Annotated in this window: 18 protein-coding genes and 1 riboswitch; of the genes, 5 read left to right on the top strand and 13 right to left on the bottom strand. The window is 72.3% G+C overall.

Annotated features, from left to right (window positions below; translation table 11 throughout):
* Positions 1–16: 16 nt before the first annotated feature.
* Positions 17–120, top strand: a riboswitch (TPP riboswitch).
* 41 nt (positions 121–161) lie between these two features.
* Entirely contained in the window at positions 162–971 is an 810-nt protein-coding gene (locus EWV39_RS03280) for a 3-oxoacyl-ACP reductase (protein ID WP_129656841.1), read from the top strand.
* Positions 968–2314 (top strand): LLM class flavin-dependent oxidoreductase, encoded by a 1347-nt coding sequence (locus EWV39_RS03275; protein WP_129656840.1) that lies wholly within the window; start codon positions 968–970, stop codon positions 2312–2314. The genes EWV39_RS03280 and EWV39_RS03275 overlap by 4 nt, the downstream gene beginning before the upstream one ends.
* A 39-nt stretch (positions 2315–2353) precedes the next feature.
* On the opposite strand, the gene EWV39_RS03270 is transcribed toward EWV39_RS03275, so the two are convergent.
* The 12 genes from EWV39_RS03270 to pdxS form a co-directional block, all read right to left on the bottom strand.
* Positions 2354–2659 (bottom strand): antibiotic biosynthesis monooxygenase family protein, encoded by a 306-nt coding sequence (locus EWV39_RS03270; RefSeq protein ID WP_129656839.1) that lies wholly within the window; start codon positions 2657–2659, stop codon positions 2354–2356.
* Positions 2660–2747: 88 nt separating this feature from the next.
* Positions 2748–3176 carry a hypothetical protein gene (locus EWV39_RS03265; RefSeq protein WP_129656838.1) on the bottom strand — a complete coding sequence of 143 codons (429 nt, stop codon included), beginning with the start codon at positions 3174–3176 and terminating at the stop codon, positions 2748–2750.
* A complete protein-coding gene (locus EWV39_RS03260) occupies positions 3173–3805 on the bottom strand; it encodes a helix-turn-helix transcriptional regulator (protein ID WP_129656837.1) in 633 nt (210 codons plus the stop codon). The genes EWV39_RS03265 and EWV39_RS03260 overlap by 4 nt, the downstream gene beginning before the upstream one ends.
* Positions 3806–3911: 106 nt before the next feature.
* Positions 3912–4388 (bottom strand): RNA polymerase sigma factor, encoded by a 477-nt coding sequence (locus EWV39_RS03255; protein WP_129656836.1) that lies wholly within the window; start codon positions 4386–4388, stop codon positions 3912–3914.
* 98 nt (positions 4389–4486) lie between these two features.
* Entirely contained in the window at positions 4487–5128 is a 642-nt protein-coding gene (locus tag EWV39_RS03250; RefSeq protein ID WP_129656835.1) for an ATP-binding cassette domain-containing protein, read from the bottom strand.
* Between the two features lie 62 nt (positions 5129–5190).
* Positions 5191–7143 (bottom strand): hypothetical protein, encoded by a 1953-nt coding sequence (locus EWV39_RS03245; RefSeq protein ID WP_129656834.1) that lies wholly within the window; start codon positions 7141–7143, stop codon positions 5191–5193.
* 106 nt (positions 7144–7249) lie between these two features.
* Positions 7250–7693 carry a lactococcin 972 family bacteriocin gene (locus tag EWV39_RS03240; protein ID WP_129656833.1) on the bottom strand — a complete coding sequence of 148 codons (444 nt, stop codon included), beginning with the start codon at positions 7691–7693 and terminating at the stop codon, positions 7250–7252.
* Positions 7694–8012: 319 nt separating this feature from the next.
* The gene (locus EWV39_RS03235) at positions 8013–8960 is read right to left on the bottom strand and encodes an NAD-dependent epimerase/dehydratase family protein (RefSeq protein ID WP_129656832.1); all 948 of its coding nucleotides are present in this window, start codon (positions 8958–8960) and stop codon (positions 8013–8015) included.
* Entirely contained in the window at positions 8957–12514 is a 3558-nt protein-coding gene (locus EWV39_RS03230; RefSeq protein ID WP_129656831.1) for an aminotransferase class I/II-fold pyridoxal phosphate-dependent enzyme, read from the bottom strand. Before EWV39_RS03230 ends, EWV39_RS03235 begins: the two co-directional genes overlap by 4 nt.
* Positions 12507–13880, bottom strand: a complete 1374-nt coding sequence (locus tag EWV39_RS03225) for a beta-ketoacyl [acyl carrier protein] synthase domain-containing protein (RefSeq protein ID WP_165313109.1) — start codon at positions 13878–13880, stop codon at positions 12507–12509. Before EWV39_RS03225 ends, EWV39_RS03230 begins: the two co-directional genes overlap by 8 nt.
* Positions 13881–14230: 350 nt before the next feature.
* Positions 14231–14812, bottom strand: a complete 582-nt coding sequence (gene pdxT / locus EWV39_RS03220) for a pyridoxal 5'-phosphate synthase glutaminase subunit PdxT (RefSeq protein WP_129656829.1) — start codon at positions 14810–14812, stop codon at positions 14231–14233.
* A 4-nt stretch (positions 14813–14816) separates the two neighbouring features.
* Positions 14817–15743, bottom strand: a complete 927-nt coding sequence (pdxS, locus tag EWV39_RS03215; RefSeq protein WP_193554674.1) for a pyridoxal 5'-phosphate synthase lyase subunit PdxS — start codon at positions 15741–15743, stop codon at positions 14817–14819.
* Between the two features lie 86 nt (positions 15744–15829).
* Here pdxS and pdxR point away from each other — a divergent pair, with 86 nt between their 5' ends.
* The 3 genes from pdxR (at position 15830) to EWV39_RS03200 (ending at position 18640) form a co-directional block, all read left to right on the top strand.
* On the top strand, positions 15830–17356 hold the full coding sequence (gene pdxR / locus EWV39_RS03210; RefSeq protein WP_129656827.1) for a MocR-like pyridoxine biosynthesis transcription factor PdxR: 1527 nt from the start codon (positions 15830–15832) through the stop codon (positions 17354–17356).
* A 137-nt stretch (positions 17357–17493) separates the two neighbouring features.
* The gene (locus EWV39_RS03205; protein ID WP_129656826.1) at positions 17494–18114 is read left to right on the top strand and encodes a hypothetical protein; all 621 of its coding nucleotides are present in this window, start codon (positions 17494–17496) and stop codon (positions 18112–18114) included.
* A gap of 70 nt (positions 18115–18184) precedes the next feature.
* Positions 18185–18640 (top strand): hypothetical protein, encoded by a 456-nt coding sequence (locus EWV39_RS03200; RefSeq protein WP_129656825.1) that lies wholly within the window; start codon positions 18185–18187, stop codon positions 18638–18640.
* 99 nt (positions 18641–18739) lie between these two features.
* Here the strand turns inward: EWV39_RS03200 and EWV39_RS03195 are convergent, their stop codons facing one another.
* A complete protein-coding gene (locus EWV39_RS03195) occupies positions 18740–20023 on the bottom strand; it encodes a hypothetical protein (protein WP_129656824.1) in 1284 nt (427 codons plus the stop codon).
* Positions 20024–20182: the final 159 nt, after the last annotated feature.

The following is a 20182-nucleotide window of genomic DNA, read 5'->3' as shown; positions in this document are numbered from 1 at the left end:
GCCTTGCTAGGGTGAGAGGTACGACACGGGGTGCCGCCGGGACAGAGCCGGCGGCTGAGATGAGACCCGTCGAACCTGACACAGCTAGCACTGGCGAAGGGAATGTCCGATCGGCGCGGTCCGCGCCGCACCTCCTTTCGCCTCAGAGATGAGGCACCACCATGACCGAGACCTCCGCAGCCGCCGCGACCTCCGCCCACGGCGCCGCCCTGCCCCTGGACGAGCAGGTGGTCCTCGTGACCGGCGGCGCCCGGGGGTTGGGCGCCTGCATCAGCCGTGCCTTCCTGCGGGAGGGGGCGCGCGTCGTCGTCGGCTACCGGAGCAGCCGCGAGGCCGCGCGGGCCCTGGAGGAGAAGCACCCCGGGCGGGTGCTCGCCGTCGAGCTGGACGTCCGGGACCGGGAGCAGGCGGCCCGGGCCGTCGACGCCGCCCGGGAGCGCTTCGGCGGCCCGGTCACCACGCTGGTGAACAACGCGCTCGTCGACTTCTCGTTCGACGGCGAGCAGCGGCCCAAGGCCCACGAGCTCACCGACGAGCACCTGCGCTCGCAGACCGAGGGCTCCCTGCACGGCCCGGTCCGGATGATCCAGGCGGTGCTGCCGGGCATGGCCGAGCAGGGATTCGGGCGAGTCGTCAACATCGGCACCAACCTCTTCCAGCACCCGGTGGTGCCTTACCACGACTACACGGCCGCGAAGGCGGCGCTTCTGTCCATCACGCGCACCTTCGCGCACGACCTCGGCCCGGACGGCGTCACGGTGAACATGGTCTCCGGCGGGCTGCTGCGCACCACCGACGCCAGCGCCGCGACCCCCGAGGAGGTGTTCGACGCGATCGCCTCCGGGACCCCGCTGCGGGAGGTCACCACCCCGGAGCAGCTGGCCGACGCCGTGCTGCTCTTCGTCTCCCCCTGGGCTCGGGCGGTCACGGGACAGAACCTCATCGTCGACGGCGGGCTGGTCAAGGGATGAGCCGGGAGAGCGACGAGTCGTCGCGGGCCGCGTCGCCCAGGAAGCAGGCCCACCTCAACCTCTTCGCCTACGGCTGCGGCCACCACAAGGCCGCGTGGCGCGCGCCGGGCTCGGCGGTCGAGCGCCTCGGGGAGATCGAGTACTACGAGGAGCTGGCCCGCACCGCCGAGCGGGGCCTGCTCGACGCCGTCTTCTTCGCCGACGGCCAGTCGCTCGACCCGCCCTCCCTGGCCGACTCCCCGGGATGGTTCCTGGAGCCGCTCACCGCGCTCTCCGCCATGGCGCGGGCCACCGAGCGGATCGGCCTGGTCAGCACCGTCTCGAGCACGTTCTACCCCCCGTACCACGCGGCCCGTCTGCTCGGCAGCCTGGACCACATCAGTCGGGGCCGGGTCGGCTGGAACGTGGTGACCTCCATGTCCGACGCCGAGGCCCGCAACCACGGCATGCCCGGCATGCCGCCGCACGAGCGCCGCTACGGCCGGGCCGCCGAGTTCATCGACGCCGTCCAGGCGCTGTGGTCCTCCTGGCCCCGCACCTCCCTGGAGGCGGACCGCGGCGGACGCTACGTCGACCCCGAGCGGATCCGCGGCGTCGCCCACGCCGGCGAGCACTTCAGCGTGGCGGGCCCGCTCAACGTCCCCGAGCCGCCGCAGGGCCGTCCGGTGCTCTTCCAGGCGGGCGCCTCCGAGCAGGGGAGGGACCTGGCGGCGCGCTACGCGGAGGGCGTCTACGCGGTGGCCTACGACCTCGAGCAGGGCGTGCGCTACCGGCAGGACGTGCGGCGCAGGGTCCGCGAGGCGGGCCGGGACCCGGACGACGTCGTGGTCATGCCCGGACTGGTCGCCTACGTGGCGAGCACGGAGACCGAGGCCCGGCGCCGGCAGGCGGAGCTCGACGCGCTGCTGCCGGCCGAGGCCTCCCTGCGCCAGCTGGGCAGGTTCACCGGCAGGGACTGCTCGGACTGGGAGCTGGACGCCCCCGTGCCCGAGCTGGCGCCGCTGGAGGAGTTCACCGGGCCCCAGGGGAGGTACGCGACGATCCTGCGCATCATCGCCTCCGAGCGGCCCACGGTGCGTCAGCTGCTCGGCCGGCTCGCGGCCGGCGGCGGGCACTGCACCATGGTGGGCACGCCCGAGTCCATCGCGGACCGGATCGAGCAGTGGCTGGACGGCGGCGCCGCCGACGGCTTCAACCTGATGCCGCCGACCCTGCCCGGCGGCATCGAGGACTTCGTGGAGCAGGTGGTCCCCGAGCTGCAGCGGCGCGGCAGGTTCCGGCGCGAGTACCGGGGCACGACGCTGCGGGAGCACCTCACGGGGTCCCCGCGCGGCGCGGCCTGAGCGCGGGCCCGGGCCGCCGGGGCCCGGGCCATGCCGGGATCAGCCCTGATCCGTCTCCTCGAGCGGGACGACGTCGAAGCCGAGGACCTCCACGCTCATGCCCCGGCGCTCGTCCTCGCCGTGGTTGCCGGCGGGCCGGGCCGCGGACCACTTCTCGTAGCTCTCCCGCGAGTCCCACCGGGTCGTCACGAAGTACCGGCTCTCGCCGATCCGGGGGCGCAGGAGCTCGAACCCCTGGAAGCCCTCGGCGGCGTCGACCCCCTTCTTGCGGGCGGCGAAGCGCTTCTCGATCTCGGCCTCGGCGCCCTCGGGGAACGTGAGCGCGGTGATGTTGACGAATGTCATCTTCTATCCTTCCTCTCGTAGAACTGGAGACCCCGGCGTTCGCCGCGAAGCCGCGGCGCGGGTGATCCGTGGTGATGGTTCCGCGGTCTCATATCGATCCCAGCAGCAGGAGCGCGCCGGCGACGAGGCAGACGACCTTGACCCCCTCGAACCCCACGTAGACCCAGTGCGCACGGGAGCGGCTCCGGGCGCCCTCCCCGGTGAGCACCCGCGCCGAGCGCCGGCGCAGCGCCGGCCGCACCGCGAGCAGCTGCACCGCCAGCAGGACGACGGCGGCCGCCAGCCAGAGCACCCCGGCGGACCGGGTCCCGTCCAGCAGCAGCCCGAGGGCGACGACGACGGCGAGGACCGCCTCGGCGACGTTCAGGGCCCCGAAGACGAGCCGCCCGATGCCGAGTCCCAGCTCGGTCGTGATGCCGGGGGCGCGGAACTTCAGCGGCGCCTCCAGGAAGGAGATCGCGGCCACCATGCCGAGCCAGACCAGGGCCGCCGCCGCGGCGATCGCGACGCCGCTCATGCTCCCGCGCCTTCCGAGAGCCGCGCCCGGCAGAGCCCGGGGGTCGCGAACGGCTCCAGCGACGTCACCTCCGCCTCGGCGCCCCAACCCGCCAGCGCTCCGCGCATCAACCCGGCGTGGACGGCGCAGATCAGCTCGCCGTGCTCCGCGACCGTCTGCCGGAAGGGGCAGTTCAGCAACTCCACCGTCCCGGCGTCGGCACGCCGCGGTGCGAAGCCGAGCTCGCCGAGCAGTCGGAACAGCTCCCCCACCGCGTCCCGTTCCCGCGGGGCGGCGCTCCGCGCATGCGTGAGGCCCCAGGCGTAGCCGGCCTCGGTGGCCCGGGTGCGTCCCTGCTCGGTGTGTCCCAGACCGGTGGCGAGGACTCCCGCCAGCATCTCGTAGTGGCGTTCACCTTCGTGGGCCCCGGCGCTCGGGCGGTACAGCGCTCGCGGGCGTCCCCGGCCCATCGACTGCGCGTCCCGGCGTTCGACGTCGCCGGAGCGCTCGAGTGCGGCGAGGTGAAACCGCACCGTGTTGGGATGGACCGAGAGGTCCGCGGCCAGCTCGTCCGCGCCGACCGCCCCCTCCGCGGCCCGCACGGCCTGCAGCACGCGCTCCCTGCGTCCGGTGCTCGGGTGGCTCTTCATGCCCTCGATTTTATCCAATGGATATTGGAATAAACAGTCGATGACGCGGAACCTCGCGTCATTCCGATACGCCGACGCAGCAGGGGAACGGCGGGGCACGACGCCGTCACAGGAGACTCCGGAGGCGTCTTTTGGCCCGAAGCACCCTGACACGAGCCGCTTCGGCGGAACATCCCGATCTGCGGGCGATCTCGGCGGCGGGGAGATCCTCCCAGAACGCGAGATGCAGGATCCGGCGGTCGGCGGAGGACAGCTCCCGCATCGCTCGGTGCATATCGAGCGCCTCGGCGATGGATTCCCCGACGTCGTCCTCCACGAGGTTCTCGCTCGTCGCGAGGAGCCTTCTCTGCAGATCCCGATGCCGCCGGATGCGACGATACTGCGCACCGATGAGATGGCGCACCACCTGATGCAGCCACGCGGTGGTGAGGTCTCCGCCGGAACGATGGTGCGCCCACGCGATGCCGAAGGCCTCGGCGGTCAGGTCATCGACCTGCTCCGATCGGCCCAGCCGCCGGCTGACGAGGGCACGGACACGCCCATGGTGGAGTCGGTAGAAGTCGACGAAGCTTTCTTGATGCACGAACCCCTCCCCCTGCCCGTCCGCGCCGACGGGATCATGCGGTCCATTCCGAGCAGTCCCCTAGCTGCTCTTCCCCGCGCTCAAGCGGTCCCCGACCATCACATCGGTCGCGCCATCTCGTGGACCCGCGAGCATCTGCGCACCAGCCGCTCGTCGTGGGTCGCGATGATCACCGCGGTCCCCTCCTCCGCCAGCTCCTCGAGCAGCTCCGTCACACGATCCCGGTTGCCCTGGTCCAGGGAGGCAGTGGGCTCGTCGGCGAAGACGACGTCGGCCTCCCGGTATAGCGCCCGGGCCGCGGCCAGACGCTGTTTCTCACCTCCGCTCAGGTGAGCCGCCGTCTCCGACTCCGGCCGTCGCAGGTCCACGCGGCGCAGCGCCTCCCCGACCGCGGGGAGGGGGCCGCGCGCGGGCCGGCCGAACAGGTCGGTCCGCAGCGCGACGTTGAAAGCGAGGCTGGCGTCGTCGATCACGCCGTAGTCCTGCTGGATGAAGGCCGCCCGCTCGCGCCAGAAGGCGCGACGCCGTCGCTCGCTCCACCTCGTCGCGTCCTCCCCATCCACCGCGACGCGCCCGTCGACCGGTCGCAGGAGCAGCCCCAGGCCGTGGAGCAGGGTCGTCTTCCCGCAGCCGCTCGGCCCGGTGAGGGCCGTGAGCTCCCCGGCGAGGCAGGCGAGGCTCGCGGATTCGACGACGAGTCGTCGGCCGATGCGGATGCTGAGATCGTGCGCTTCGATCATGTCGTTCCTCCAGTCGGTACGGTGTCGACGCCGGGGCCCGGGCCGGCGTTCGATTCCAGGGTTCACAGGGCGCGTTCGGCCGCCTGGCGGAACGCCCACCGGGTCGCCAGGAGGTGGCTGGCGCTCGCGATGACGAGCCCCAGCGCGGCGCCGGCCCAGACCCATCCGCGCTCCTCGACCCCGCTGCGGCCCATGACGACGTAGACGACGCCCGTCAGCACGGTGCCCGCCGCCCACTGCGGAACGAGCCGGGGCGCCACGATCCTCCACCGGGACTCGCCGGACAGTCCCAGGACCCGGTCGCGCGGCAGGGACACGATCGCGGCGATGGCGGCCCCCACCGCGGACGCGACGAGCAGCGCCGCGGTCAGGGCGACCAGCGAGAGCGCGGTGATCAGGGCGAGGTAGGAGGAGAGCTGGGCTCGGAGGAGACCGTCCTCGGCCACGAGCTGCACCCGGACGGCGTCGCCCAGCCCCGCCTCCCGGACCTCCCGCTCCGTCGCGGCCAGGCCGGTGAAGACGATGTTGGACGAGGAGATGGCCGCTCCCAGGGAATCGTCATTGAAAGAGTTCAAGTCCGGCACGACCACCAGGATGGGCTGCCGGGGGAAGATCATTCTGCCGGTGCCGCCCTCGATCAGGGGCGGTCCGGCTTCCCCGCGGTGAACGTAAAGCTCGAGACTCTCCGGAGCGCTACGTGTCCAGAGCGGCAGTTGCTCATCGAGGAATTCATGCGCCTCGACGGGGAGGCTCTCACGGGTCGCGGGAGCGAGGTCGGCATCATCGACGTCGGTGCGCTCCAACCACGCCCGGCTCACGAGGGCCAGGGGCGAACGGTTCGGGGAGGGCCCGTCACCGTCCGCGGAGGACGGGGCCGCTTCCCACGCGTAGGAGAACGCCGCTGCCCCTCGTCGATCCGCATTCCGGGACAACCGCCCCAAGGGCTCGCTGACGACGTCGAACTCCTCCTCGGTCGCGCCCGTCATCAGCGCGAGACTCACCTGATCGGTGAGCAGCCGCCACTGCGCCTGCTCCCGGGCGGTGGCCTCCGCGTCGCGCCAGACCGCAGCCGTCGGGGGGACCGTCGCGACCACCAGGAGGAACGACAGCGCCATCAGCCCCGTCGCGGTCACGCGGTGTCCCTGCGCGGCGTGGCGCAACCGGGACAGCACGGCCGAGGAGGGCCACGCGACGGCCGAGAGCAGGGCGAAGGTCCCGACCGCTCCCGCGACCATCAGCGCCTCGAGGGTTCCCAGAAGCAGGACCATCGGGAGGACGAAGACGCCTCCGCGCGTGGCGGCGAAACCGGTTGCCGCAGCGGCCACGAGCCCCGCGGACCCCGTCAGCGGCAGCGCGAGCCCCGCCAGATCCCGCCCCATGATCCTGCGGGGCGCCATGCCGGCCAGCACCAGGAGGGCGCGACGCCGGGCACGGACGGCCCACCAGTACAGGGCGAGGCACACCAGCAGGAGCAGCGCGGCGACGAGGCAGGCCGTGAAGGCGGGCTGGGCCGCGAGCAGGCCCGGCACGGAGGCGGCCGCCGAGGGGATGCGTGCCGCTCCCACCCTGTTCTCCTCCAGCCATGCGGTGAAGGCGGGCAGATCCGGGTGTTCGCCGGTGACGAGGTACCGGCCCTGTGGGGAGGAGTTCTCCAGGGTCTCCGAGCCGCTGACTTCTGCGTCGGGAACGGCCCCGAACCGGGGGAGTCGGTCTGGGAGCGAGCGTGAGGCGCTCAGCTCGACGAGCACCTGGTCCGAGCCCGCGCTGTTCCGCACGTTCCCGGCGAAGCGGACCAAGCCCAGCCCGAGGTCGTCGCTGGCCCGGCTGAGGGCGTCGAGAGCCGTCGCCTCGTCGAGCGCGGAACCGACGAAGTCGAGGTCGAACGCCGCGCTCGCGCCCGCGGTCCGCGGAACGGCCCGGTCCTGCAGGTCGAGGAAGACCGCGGACAGGACGGCCAGGAGCGCGAAGACGACGACGCCGGTCCCGGCGACGACCCGATGATGAACGGAGCCCACTCGATGCCTCCTGAGCTGTGCGATGGTCCGGCGGACTGGAGAAGAACATGGCGGGGGACTCCGGTCGCTCGCCTGATGCGAGCGGCCGAGCCCCCCCTGGGAATCGTCAGCAAACGCGGTAGTAGTACCGATCAACGTCCCACGGGTTCTGGAGCGCCCATCTCTCGGCGACACTGCGTTTACCCGCGGGGGTATCCATGCTGCGCGCGATGTGTCCGTTCTTAGAGACGGAGGAACCATGGCACCGGTTCACCGTGTAGTACGAGCGGATATTCGCGTTCCAGAAGCCGTATTCCCAGTGACCACCTTCGCGCGGAAATGCGATTTTCCGACCGGCGGAGAGCCAGAAGGGCTCGGTTTCCGGGATTCCGGAAGAAGCTTCCTCTGCTACGCGGATCTCCTCAGCGCTGCCGACGGTGGGATCGTCGATTGACGTGGGTGAGGCATAGGACAGGGTGGGCGTGATGGCGATAGCGGCCAGCGTCAACGTCACTGCGGTTACGAGTCTCCCGCCGAAGCGTCGCTGCTGAGGGTTGGAGGGGATGTTCATGATTGCTCCTTGACGGTGTATCAGGCCGCAACGCGATCAAGGCACCGGCATTGCTGAGGGGATCGCCAGTGATCCCCGGCCCGTACCTCTTCTATGTCAGGGGAGGCGAATACGTTACAGGTGGCTGCACGCCCGGTTGTGCCGAGACAGGCGCCGCACAGAGAACCTGGGGCAGGTCCGACCGCTGATTGTTGTTCGCCCCCTAGACAGACCCGTCAGAACTCGAAGACCTCCGGCGCGGGGAAGAGGTGAATTGCCCCTCGTCTTCTGGACGGATGAGCGGGCGGCGGAACAGCACCCGCCTCGCGGGCACGCAGCGTCATGGGAGGCCCGGCCGGTGCGCCAGGCGCTCCACGAGGTCCTCCAGGGTCATCTTCGGCGCTGACCACCCCTGGCTCCGGATGCGCTCGTCGTCGACGATGAAGTCGCGCTCGACCTGGTACATCATCTCCCGCTGCTCCGCGGCCCGGCGGCTGAGGAGCGCGGCGGCGGCGACGGCGGGCCTCCTCAGGACACGGAGGGGCAGCGGGCGGCCCCTGCGCTCGCCCAGTCGCCGGGCGAGCTCCCGCGCGGAGAAGGCGTGCAGCGTCGGCAGGTGGACGACGCCGGGCTCCCGGCGGACCGCCTCGCCCGTCGCCAGCTCCACCAGCGCCGCGGCGACCTCCTCGGTGAAGGAGAAGGAGTGCTGCGCTTCGGGGTCGCCGATCCAGGTGAGCGCCCTCCCACCGTGCTCGGCCGCAGCCGCGAGTGTGCTCCACGGCAGGAGGCAGACCTCCGCGCGGGGTCCGAGGAAGTCGGAGGCGCGGGCGACCAGGACGTCCTGGCCCCGGTCCAGTGCCTCCCGGACGGCCTCCCAGCCGGCGAGCCGGGCCCGGCCCTTGGCGCTGCACGGCGTGAGAGGGGAGTCCTCGTGGAGCGGGTTCCCGGCGTCGCCGTAGACGTACAGGTTGTCCAGCAGGGTCAGGGGAATGCCCTCGTCGGCGCAGGCCGCGAGGATCTCGCGGACCATCGGGGCCCAGTCGGCGAGCCAGAGCCGGGAGCGGTAGGGCAGGCCCACCGTCGCGATGACGGCGGAGCAGCCTCGGATGGCCGTGCGCACCTCTCGGCGGGAGTAGTCGGCGAGGGGATGCGGGACGCCCGGGACGTCCCGCGGATGCCGGGCGCAGGCGCGGACGGCGTGCCCGTGCTCCAGGGCGGCCCGAGCCGCCAGCTGGCCGATGGCGCCGGAGACGCCCAGCACCGCGATCTCCGCGCTGCCCGCCTTCATCGTCCGGCTCCGCAGGCTGCGCTGTGCTCTCCCTCGGGGAGGCCCGGCGTCGGGCTCGCCGTGGACGGCCGAAGCTCCGTCCCGGGGGCGGGGGCCCCGCCCCCGGGACGGGACAGGAGATCCGCCGTTGCGTCGAGCGCGGCGTCGAGCTGCTCCCGCGTGTGGTCCTGGGTGATGAAGAACCGCAGGCGGGAGAGGTTCTCCGCCACGGCGGGGAAGACGATCGGGTTGACGCTGATGCCGGCGTCGTGGAGGCCTCGGGAGACCTCGATCGTACGCCCGGAATCGCCGATGATGACGGGCACGACGGCCGCCCCGATCGCATCGCCCACCTCCAGCCCGCGGGCCCGGGCGCCGTCGAGGAAGTGCCGGGAGTTCTCCCGCAGGGTGCGGAGGCGGCCGGGCTCCTGTTCGATCATCTCGAGCGCGGCCAGGGCGGAGGCGGCGTTCGGCGGGGTGATCGCGGCGCTGAAGACCAATCCCGAGAGGGAGAACCTCAGGTGCTGCACGAGCGCGGAATGGCCCGCGATGTAGCCGCCGCAGCTCGCCAGGCTCTTGGACAGGGTGCCCATGAGGAGGTCGACGTCGTGCGGGTCCACCCCGAGCTCCTCGCAGATCCCGCCTCCGCGGGCCCCCAGCACGCCGATGCTGTGGGCCTCGTCGACCATGAGGTGCGCCCCGTGCTCCTTCGCGAGGCGGACCAGCTCCGGCAGGTCGGCGACATCGCCGTCCATGCTGAAGATGCCCTCGGTGACGATCAGGGCCCGTCGGAAGGAGCGGCGGCGGCTCCGCAGGGCCCTCTCGAGGAGATCCGTCCGGTTGTGGGGGAAGGAGTGCCGGGCGGCGCCCGAGGCCCTGATCCCCTGGAGGATGCTGTCATGCGCCAGGGCATCGTGGAAGACGATGTCCTGGGGGCCGTAGAGGTGCGGGATCACGCTCATGTTGGTCCCGTGGCCGCTGACCAGGACCGCGGCGTCCTCGGTGCCGACGAGGCGGGAGATCGACGTCTCGAGCTGCGTGTGCAGCGGACGGTTCCCGGAGAGGATGCGCGCCGCGGAGCACGAGGTCCCATACCGGGAGACCGCTTCCTGAGCGGCCCGTACCACGCTGGGGTGGCCGGTCAGCCCGAGGTAGTTGTACGAGCCGAAGCTGATGTACTCCTCACCGCCGATGCTGGTGGTGGCGTCGGCGACGCCCTCGTGCTCCAGGTAGTAGGGAAGCGGCGCGGTGCCCCGAGCGGCCTGCTCCAGTCGCCTCCCGGTCCGGCTGACCTCCTCGGTCTGCCACAGAGGTCGGGGATCGACCGCGACAGCGTCGTCGCGGGAAGCGGCGGTGTCTTTCCCTGGTGCGCCGGCCTCGGCCGGGGCTTCGGTGGGGTCCGGCGACGCCGTTCCGGCGGCCGGCTCCGGCGCCGCGCTGTGTGGATCCGGCGTCGTCGCGCTACCGTCCTTCCCCTCGCCGACCACCTTGACGAGGTCCTGCACCGTAGTGATGCGGGATGGATCCAGGCTCGTGGGGCGCCAGCCGGGGAAGCGTTCCGCGAGTGTTGCCAGGATGCCGGTGAGCATGAGGGAGTCCAGGCCGAGGTCGGCGCCGAGTTCGTCGGCGGGGAAGATCTGCTCGGGCGCATATCCGCCGACTTCCGCGACGATCCGGCGGATGGTCTCCCCGAGGTCCTCGGGGTCCGAGCCCGGGGCGGAGGCCGAGTCAGGGGTGGGTGGCACCGGTGCATCGGGCGGAGTCCGCATCGCCCCGGCGTCGGGCACCGAGTCGCTGTTCACCGCATCCTCGCGTTCCCGGCCCCCGTGCCCGGTGTTCCTCCCGCCGTCAGGTGCCGGATGTGACGCGTCGTCACGGCGCCTGGCGTCGTGGGGCAGGGCCGGCGTGGCCTCCTTCTCTGCGCCGAGGATCCAGCGCAGAGTCCTCATCTGGTCGTGCATGAGCGCCGCGGTGAGCGCCAGGGCGGTCGATCCGGCGGAAGCTGCTCCTTCCGGAGGGGCGCCGTGCTCGGGGAGGCTGCTTCTCCCCGCGGCCTCGGCGCCGGTCGCCGGGGCGGCCTGCCGGGAGGACGGTCGATTCGGCTGCGGTCGGTGCGTCATGGGTTCGCTCTCCGATTCTGCGGGACGATGCGGACGGTGTGCCGGTGCCGGCGCAGAGGCGTCGGCCGAGGCGCGGGCGAGGAGCACGCTCTCCGCCGTCGAGGCGGCGTGGGGTGCCCGGGAGGCGACTCCCAGACCGCCGATGAGGACGTGAGGCCGGAAGCTCCTGACCGACAGGAAGAGCGTCGCCACAGCTCTCGCATGCTCGGCGGCCTGCGGATCCGAGCCGCCGAATCCCGCGTGTGGACCCGTGAAGCCGGGATTGGTGCGGCGATACATCTCGATCAGGGAGGTTCCTCCGCTGACCTGCACGAGGAAGTCCGGCGAAGCCTCCTGGGCGGCCAGGCAGGCTTCGCGGAAGCGGACCGTCGTCGAGAGCTGGCGGCTCAGCAGGTCCAACGCCTCCCGCCGGCTGCGCACCCGGGACCCGGAGATCGAGGAGTAGAGGCGGATGCCCTCCGGCGTCGGCAGGTCTGCCGCGTCGAGCGAGGCGAGCGCGGCGCCGAAGGCCCTGTCCGCCTCCGCCATCACGGGGGTGTGGAAGGCGGAGGAGGTACGCAGAGGCGTGCAGGCGACGCCGCGCCGCGTCAGCTCGCGGGCCGCCTCCCCGACTGCGGCCGCCGGGCCGCCGAGGACTGTCTGGGAAGGGTCGTTGTCGCAGGCGAGGAAGAGGCCCTCCGGCGGCTCCGCGGAGGCGGGGAGTCCCTCCGTCCCGTTGCGCACCGCGAGCATCGAGGAGCCAGGGGCGAGGGAGCGCGTGCATTCGACCCGTCGCCTGACGAGGTCCAGAATCTCCGTCTCGCCGAGGACGCCGGCGGCCCGGAGCGCGCCGAACTCGCCGACGCTGTGGCCGAGGACGGCGTCGGCCGGTACCCCGGCCTCCTCCAGGGTGCGGACCATGGCAAGGGCCGTGACGGACAGGAGGGGCTGCGCGATCGAGGTCTCCCGGCACCCGGTCTCCAGACTTCTGCGATTGTCTTCCGATGCGGTCCAGGCCTCCGAGAGGCGCGTGCCGAGGGCGTCGTCGCCGAAGCGGCCCTCGAGCTCCCGCACGTGCTCCGCGTACGCCTCCGATCCCCGGGCGAGCCAGGCGTTCTCCCCCGGCCGCTGGCTGCCCTGGCCCGGGAAGAGGAGGAGCGGGGAGGAGTCGTGGTCGGCTCGGGCCATGCCGATGCCGGAAGGACCGAGAGTCCGGGGCATCGTTCCCTCCGCGTCCCGGATCGCCGCGAGCCGCTCCCGGAGCTCGCCGAAGGACGAGGCGATGAGGGCCGCCCGGTACTCCTGAGGCGGCGCGAGGGAGAGGGCGGTCGCCAGGTCCCGGAGGACCGCTGACGGAGAGCCCGCTGCCTCGACGGCCCCGGCCGGATCCTCGAGGGCGGAGAGATGACGGGCGGCCAGCCGACGCAGCTCCTCGGGCCCGCCGGCCGAGAGGAGGAAGGGGAGGTGCTCAGCCACGGGGCTCCACCTCCGGCCCCCTCAGGACGAGGTGGCTGTTGGTGCCCCCGAACCCGAAGGAGTTCACCGCCGCCCGGCGGATCGGGCGATGCCGCACGGCCCCCCGGCAGGCGGGGAGGAGAGGGCTCTCGACCAGCTGCGGGCTCCACCGGCCCCCGGGCACGCCGGGCTGCGGCGGCCAGGTCCCCCGGGCCAGCGCCTGCGCCGCCTTGACGAAGGACAGGGCGCCGGAGGCGGCCATCGTATGGCCGATGACGGCCTTGCAGGATCCCAGGAGGACCTGCGCGCTCGGGTCCACGACCCGGCGCAGGGTCTCGATCTCGGTCCGGTCCCCCACCTCCGTGCCCGTCCCGTGCCCCTCGACGGCATCCACCTCGAGGACGCGCTGGCCAGACGAGGCGAGCGCCTCTTCGACGGCGGCTCTCTGCCCCGCCGCGGTGGGCGTCATGATGCCGGGGGCGCGGCCGTCGCTGGAGCTCCCCCGGGCCTCCACCACCGCCCAGATCCGGTCGCCGTCCCGCCGGGCGTCCTCCAGCCGACGCAGCAGGACCAGGGCCCCGCCGTCGCCGATGACGAAGCCGTCCGCCATCGAGGTGAAAGGCCTGCACACCCCCGTGGGGGAGAGCGCACCCACCGCCGAGAACGCGATGTGGGCCTCGGGGGTCAGCGCCACGTACACGCCGCCCGCGATGCACGCGTCGGCGCGTCCGCTCGTCAGCAGCCCGCATGCCGTGTCGATCGCGATGAGCCCGGAGGCGCAGGCTGCGTCCATGGTGTATGCGGAGCCCCTCAGGTCGAAGGAGGACTGGACGACGGCGGCGACCATGTTCGCCAGCACGCCCGGCATGGTGTGCGCGCTGAGATCCCTGACGGACCTCTCGGAGACGCCGCGCAGGGCCTCCCGGAAGCCGGCGGAGCTCCGGCCCAGCGACCCATCTGTCAGCATGTCCGCGACCACCGCGGCCGAGCTCACCGAGCGGTAGTCGGTGGAGCTGACGCCGATGACGGTGGAGATCCGGCCCTCCGTGGCGGCGGAGACGTCGATGCGAGAGCCTGCCAGCAGCTCCTCCGTCAGCCCGAGGGCCATGCGCTGCTGAGGGTCCATGCGCAGGGCCCTGGCACGCGGGATCCTGCGGTGTCGGGCGTCGAGGGCGTAGGGGTCCCGGACAGGTGCCATGACGTGCGAGTAGCTGAGGTTCCCGCGGCCCGGACGCGAGGCGGCGGGCCGTTCCCGCCATCGTGACGGCGGCACCCCGCGGAACTGCGGCTGCGCGCTCTCCAGGAGGTTCCAGTACTCGTCTGCGCTGCTGGCGCCCGCGCACCGGGCGGCCACGCTCGTCACGGCGATCTCCGTCGTCTTCCCCATGATGTTCCCCTGCATCTCCACGGCGTTGTCGAAAGCTCCATACGTGCTGTATGGGTTGATGCGCAGTCTAGAGAAGGGGCCCTGGGGAATCGAGAAATCACCCTGGGACAGGAGGCGGACGATTTCGGAAAGGCTCTGGCGCCATTCCGGAAAGGGAAGGGGAAGCGGGGGATCAGAAAGGGGAATGCCCTCGAGGGAATACGAAGAAATCCCTGGTGGGAAACGTATGGCGACAGCGAGGGCGCTGCCGGGATCCAGCCCGCGGCGCCCGGAGCGGGGCACCCGGCGGGCCGGCTCAGACCTCCCGGCGGCGCCCTCCCCGCACGCCTCACGCGGAGGGGGAGGGTTAACTACCCGACCATCCCGAGCAGCTCCGCGTGGACCGAGGGCTCCCCGGTGAGCTCCGGGTGGAAGCTGATGCCCAGCGTCGAGCCGGAGCGCACCGCGACCACCCGCTCCTCGTGGCGCGCCAGGACCTCGACGCCGTGACCCACGCGGGTCACCGCCGGCGCGCGGATGAACGCGGCCCGGACGGCGTCGGCCTCCTCCCCGCCCCAGGCCAGGGTCGCCTCGGCCGAGGCGACCTGAGAGCCGAAGGCGTTGCGGGCCACGGCGACGTCGAGCACGCCGAGCGAGCGCTGGCCCGGCGCGGGGTCCTCGATCTCGGCGGCGAGCAGGATGAGCCCCGCGCAGGTCCCCAGCACCGGCAGCCCGCTCCCGATCGCCTCGAGGAGCGGCTCCCGGAGGCCGAAGAGCCGGGTCAGCCGGTCGATCGTGGAGGACTCGCCGCCGGGCAGCACCAGCGCGTCGAGTCCCGTGAGATCTTCCGGCCGCTTGACCAGGCGCGTCCCGGCGCCCAGCGACTCCAGCAGCCGGACGTGCTCGGCGACTCCTCCCTGGAGGCCGAGCACGCCCACGGTCGGCGGGGTCAAGCGCTCACCAGCCGCGCTCGGACAGGCGGTGCGGGGCGGGCAGGTCGCCCACGTTGATCCCGACCATGGCCTCGCCCAGTCCGCGGGAGGCGTCGGCGACGGCGGCCGGATCGTCGTAGTAGGCGGTGGCCTTGACGATCGCGGCCGCGCGCTGGGACGGGTTGCCGGACTTGAAGATGCCGGAGCCGACGAAGACGCCGTCGGCTCCGAGCTGCATCATCATCGCCGCGTCCGCCGGGGTCGCGACGCCGCCCGCGGTGAACAGCACCACCGGCAGCTTCCCGGTGCGGGCCACCTCGAGCACGATGTCGTACGGCGCGGCGAGCTCCTTCGCCTTCACGTACAGGGAGTCGGGGTCGGCGGCGTAGGCCGCCTGGATCTGCGCGATCTCGCCGCGGATGGTGCGGATGTGCTTGGTCGCCTCGGAGACGTCGCCGGTCCCGGCCTCGCCCTTGGAGCGGATCATCGCCGCGCCCTCGGCGATGCGGCGCAGGGCCTCGCCCAGGTTGGTCGCGCCGCAGACGAAGGGCACGGTGAACTTCTGCTTGTCGATGTGGTTGACGTAGTCGGCGGGGGAGAGGACCTCGGACTCGTCGATGTAGTCAACCTTGAGGGCCTGCAGCACCTGGGCCTCCACGAAGTGGCCGATGCGGGCCTTGGCCATCACCGGGATGGAGACGGCCTCGACGATCCCGTCGATCAGGTCCGGGTCGGACATGCGGGCGACGCCGCCCTGCGCGCGGATGTCGGCGGGCACGCGCTCCAGCGCCATGACGGCGACGGCGCCCGCGTCCTCGGCGATGCGCGCCTGCTCGGGCGTGACGACGTCCATGATGACGCCGCCCTTCAGCATGTCCGCGAGGCCGCGCTTGACGAGGGGGGAGCCGGTGAGGGTCCGGTCTGAGGTGAGGGTTTCAGTCATGGGGTCCATCCTGGCCCGGACGGGTGGCCTATTCAAAGATCCAGAATCGATATAGATTTTTGGTCCAGTCATGAATGGCGTCCTAGACTCGTCCCATGCCCCGCTACCCCGCCGACGCCGAGATACCGGTCCACGTGGACCGCTCGGCCGGGCCCATCCCCGGGCAGATCGTCGAGCAGATCCGCCGCCTGGTCACCACGGGCGCGCTGCGCCCCGGCGACCCGGTCCCCTCGACGCGGGGGCTCGCGGAGCGCCTGGGCATCTCCCGGGGCACGGTGACCACGGCTTACGACCAGCTCGCGGGGGAGGGGTACCTCGTCTCGGACCTGGGCAGCACGCGGGTCACCCCCGACCTGCCGCCGGGGGTGACGGACTCGGGGCGTCGAGGGACGACGTCGTCCCCGGACGGTCCCGGCGGCCCCGCGGCCTCCGCCTCCCGCCCGGCCCCGCCAGCCTCCGCAGTCCCGCTCGTGGACCTGCGCCCGGGCACCCCGGACATCTCCTCGCTCGCCAACACCGCGTGGCGCTCGGCCTGGCGCTCGGCGGCGGCGCACCCCGGCCTCGGCTACGGGGCGGAGGGCTCCGAGGAGCTGCGGCGCGAGCTGGCCGAGTACCTGCGGCTCATGCGCTCGGTGGTCGTCTCCCCGGGCGACCTGGTGGTCACCGCGGGCGCCCGTGACGGCCTGCGGCTGCTGCTGACCGTCCTGGGCCCGCCCTCCTCGGGGCCCCTCACCGTTGCGGTCGAGGACCCCGGATACCCCTCGCTGCACCGGGTCCCCCAGGCCCTGGGGCACACCGTGGTGCCGGTGCCGCTGGACGCGCAGGGGCTCGATCCGGCGGGCCTGCCGCGCGGGGCCGGACGGCCCGACGTCGTGCTCCTCACGCCCTCCCACCAGTACCCGCTGGGCACCTCGATGCCGGTCTCCCGCCGCCTGGAGCTGCTCCGCTGGGCCGAGGAGCACGACGCGCTGCTGGTGGAGGACGACTACGACTCCGAGCTCAGGTACGTCGGCGACCCGCTGCCCGCCCTCGCGGCCCTCGACTCCCGGGAGGCGGCCGCGCACGGGCGGGTGGTGACGCTCGGCTCCTTCGCCAAGACGCTGACGCCGGGCCTGGGGCTGGGGTTCGTGCTGCTGCCGGGATGGCTGAGGGGTGAGGTCCTGCGGCTGCGGCGCGACGCCGGCGCCCCGGTCTCCGCGGTGGTCCAGGACGCCGTGGCCGACTACATGCGCTCCGGGGGCTTCCGCCGCCACACCGCCCGGATGCGGCGGGACTACCGCCGACGCCGCGACCTGCTGGCCCGGACCCTCGACGCCGCCCTGCTGCCCGCCGGCGTGGAGGTGCTGCCCATGGACGGCGGCCTGCACGCGGTCCTGCGGATGCCCGGCCCGGCGGACGAGGCGAGGGTGCTGGAGGCGCTCGGGCGCGCCGGGATCGCGGTGGCGGCGCTCGGCGAGTACTGGAGCCGCGGGCGGCGCGCGGCCGGGGAGGCCGGGGACGGGTGGCCGCAGGCGGGCGTCGTCGTCGGCTTCGGCGGGCTGAGCGAGGCCGGGCTGGTGCGGGGGCTGACGCGGCTCCGCGGGGTGCTGCGGGAGGTGCTCGGGCCTCCGGGGCGGGGATGATCCGGCCTTCCGGCGGGCGCCGCGCGAGATCCGCGCCATTTCGGGGGCGGGGCGGGTGCCGATAGGCTGATGCGTGGCCCGTGGCGGTCCGCGACGCCCGGTGACCGCCCGCCCCCATCCCTTCCGGAAAGGCCCTCATGTCCGCCACCGATCCCCGAGAGACCGCCGTCGAGCTGCGTGCCCTGCAGGGCCCCGTGCTGCTCCGGGCCCTCCTGCTCCTGGCCTTCGGGCTGGTCACCGTGTTCTGGCAGCCCTCGGACCACTGGAGCTGGGGAGACCCCGGCATGACGGCCGTGACCTGGGTCAGCGGCATCTTCATGATGCTGCACGGGATCGTGCTGATCTACCTCCAGCGCAGCCTCAACGAGCACGTCAACCACCGCCCGGGCGCCGAGCGCACCGCGGTCCAGTCCTTCGGCCTGCTGTACCTGCTCGGCGGGGTCCTCGCGGTCTCCTTCGCCCGCGAGGGGGCGCAGCTGGTGCTGGTGGCCGGGCTGATCTACGGCATCGCCGGCCTGACCGAGCTGCTCATGGGCTTCCGCGGCACGGGCCGCTCCGCGATGGCCAGGGACTGGAAGATCGCCGGTGGGGTCACGCTGCTCACGGCCGTCGCGCTGTTCCTGGTGGGCGATATGGGGCCCAAGGCGATCTTCGGCGTGCTGGGCGGCGGCGCGCTCGTCACCGGCGTGTTCCAGCTGCTGGCGGCCCTGAGCTTCCGGCACGACGCCGCGGACCTCGAGCGGCGCTCCGAGGCCTAGCCCGCCGCGGGGCCGGTTTGCCCGGGCCGCGTAGAATCGAAGAAGCATCGATCCTTCAGGAGGAGACCCCGTGGCACACCGCCCCAAGCGTGGACTGAAAGCAGACATCAAGGGCCCGCTCATCATAGCGGCCGTCCTCGGTGTGATCGCTTTCGCGGGCGTGGCCATCTTCGGCGCCGGCGGCACCGACCACCAGGCGCCCCTGCGCCTGGCCCTCTCCGCCGGCGGCGGCGTCTTCGTCGTCACGCTGGTGGTGTGCGCCACCCTGATCATCGCCGAGAAGCCCAACGACGAGGAGCTCGGCCAGGGCACCGGCGTCAACCGCCGCTCGGCCGACCTCTACGCTCAGTCGCGCGCCCGCCGGCAGGCCCGCGAGCGCGCTGAGGAGCAGGGCGCCGGGTCGGCCTCCGCCTCCGCCTCCGGGGCCGACGCCGGCGGATCCGCTTCCGCTGATCCCAAGGGTTCGGGGGCTCAGGGCGACGATCCGAAATATGGCCAGCGAGCCCACCCGGAGGAGCACAACTAGCGCGACTCCGGCGAAGGGCCCCAGCCGTAGGCCTTCGGTCGTCTCTGAGGGAGGCGGGCCCGTCGGCAGGATGCTCTCGCGTGGGGCGCCGCGATGAACTCAGCGAGAATCCACGTCCTGGGGGCACGCCTCGAGCTGCCGGCTGACGTGCTCGACCAGGGCGTCGAACACCCCGGATTCCGTCACTTGACGGCTCCCCTTCCAGGTCAGGTGCCAGTCTCCATCGATGAGTCGGACCTTGAGGTGGATCGGCGTGTCGGATCGTTGTGAACGGGTCACGCCCTGCGGCTGGATCGCGGACATCCTGAACCCTCGGAACGACCACGCTCGCGGATCGTGCTTGCCGAAATAATTCAAGAGCGCGTGGCTGCCGTAGTTCCTGGGGTTCCCGGCGCCGAGTCTTTCCCGGACGGGGTAGAAGAGCTTCGGGAACCGCGCATCGTGCTGTCCCATGGCCTCCCGCGTGCAGTGCTCACGCATGAAGAACTGGGGAACGGCATGCGCCAGCCATCCTCCCGCAGACCGCGCGGCCGAGGTGGAGCGCCCCAAGCGCGTGGCGTCGATTCTGAAGACCGGCAGGTTCGTGAACTCACGCAGGCCCGTGTGGAGGGCTCTCACGATCGTGAACTCGTCCAGGTCCGATCCCGAGGAGCAGCGTCTGCGATGCGAGCGGACGCTGGTGAGCGGCGCATCGAATCCCGTGTGGGGGAGAGGGTCGATGGCATGGAGGAGATCCAGGTATCTCTCGACCTCGGCCGCGGCGGCACGGTGCGCGTGGAGGCTCCGAGCGTACTCGGCGTATCGGCAGCGTCTGCTCCGGATCGCATCCTCAGGATCCCGCAGTGAGCGGATATAGGTCCGGACATACTGGGAGAGCGAAAAATAGTCGGCGGTGAAGTGCGTGAAAACGAACAGGATGTGCCGTCGGGATCGGGTCTTTAAGAGGCACACCGACCAGGTCTTGCCGCCTCGCACGTCCGCACTGCTCACGAACTCATCGATATGACGGTTCATGGCGATCTGCAGGTCGGCCTCCTCGACGGGGACGGCGGTGAACCAGCAGGTGCGGGGCGGCGTCGTGGGGAGGTGCGGGCGCGCGGCGTCGTCCTTCACGATCTGGCGGCCTCCTGCGCCGGGGTCTGCCGCGAGATGGGTCCTCAGGGCGGCGTGGACTTGCGCTGTCGCTCGGCAGGCGGCCCGGGCGGCGTCGTCGTCGATCAGCGCGGAGGTTGTCACGGCGACCGCCATGACGTCCCGTTCCAGGGGAAGATGGCGGTTCGTCCCGTTCACCGAATCGAATTGGCCGATCGTCAGCGGGAGCGATGAGGAATCCTCGGGGCGCCCCTTACGGTGCTCATGGTCGCGGGCGCTGGGCAGCTGCACGATGCCTCCTCCAGTCCTCAGAAGAATGATGGGCCGTCGGCCCGCCCCTCGGCGGCCCTGCTGACGGCGGTGACATCTTCTATATGTCTGAGGCGTCGGATTCGTTACAGGTGCTACGGGGAATCTCGATGATTCGACGGGGGCTGCAGTTGGGGGAGG

Origin of the sequence: Rothia halotolerans (assembly GCF_004136635.1) — a bacterium.
Taxonomy (GTDB): domain Bacteria; phylum Actinomycetota; class Actinomycetes; order Actinomycetales; family Micrococcaceae; genus Rothia; species Rothia halotolerans.
Note: the sequence above shows the minus strand (reverse complement) of the source record. Positions and strands in the feature narration are given on the sequence as shown.

Excerpts from the sequence above, each read along its gene's own strand:
- EWV39_RS03240 (WP_129656833.1), bottom strand. The coding sequence starts at position 7,693 with ATGAACATCCCCTCCAACCCTCAGCAGCGACGCTTCGGCGGGAGACTC.
- EWV39_RS03270 (WP_129656839.1), bottom strand. The coding sequence starts at position 2,659 with ATGACATTCGTCAACATCACCGCGCTCACGTTCCCCGAGGGCGCCGAG.
- EWV39_RS03250 (WP_129656835.1), bottom strand. The coding sequence starts at position 5,128 with ATGATCGAAGCGCACGATCTCAGCATCCGCATCGGCCGACGACTCGTC.
- EWV39_RS03225 (WP_165313109.1), bottom strand. The coding sequence starts at position 13,880 with ATGGGGAAGACGACGGAGATCGCCGTGACGAGCGTGGCCGCCCGGTGC.
- pdxS (WP_193554674.1), bottom strand. The coding sequence starts at position 15,743 with ATGGACCCCATGACTGAAACCCTCACCTCAGACCGGACCCTCACCGGC.
- EWV39_RS03275 (WP_129656840.1), top strand. The coding sequence starts at position 968 with ATGAGCCGGGAGAGCGACGAGTCGTCGCGGGCCGCGTCGCCCAGGAAG.
- EWV39_RS03280 (WP_129656841.1), top strand. The coding sequence starts at position 162 with ATGACCGAGACCTCCGCAGCCGCCGCGACCTCCGCCCACGGCGCCGCC.
- EWV39_RS03205 (WP_129656826.1), top strand. The coding sequence starts at position 17,494 with ATGTCCGCCACCGATCCCCGAGAGACCGCCGTCGAGCTGCGTGCCCTG.
- EWV39_RS03235 (WP_129656832.1), bottom strand. The coding sequence starts at position 8,960 with ATGAAGGCGGGCAGCGCGGAGATCGCGGTGCTGGGCGTCTCCGGCGCC.
- EWV39_RS03265 (WP_129656838.1), bottom strand. The coding sequence starts at position 3,176 with ATGAGCGGCGTCGCGATCGCCGCGGCGGCGGCCCTGGTCTGGCTCGGC.
- pdxR (WP_129656827.1), top strand. The coding sequence starts at position 15,830 with ATGCCCCGCTACCCCGCCGACGCCGAGATACCGGTCCACGTGGACCGC.
- EWV39_RS03260 (WP_129656837.1), bottom strand. The coding sequence starts at position 3,805 with ATGAAGAGCCACCCGAGCACCGGACGCAGGGAGCGCGTGCTGCAGGCC.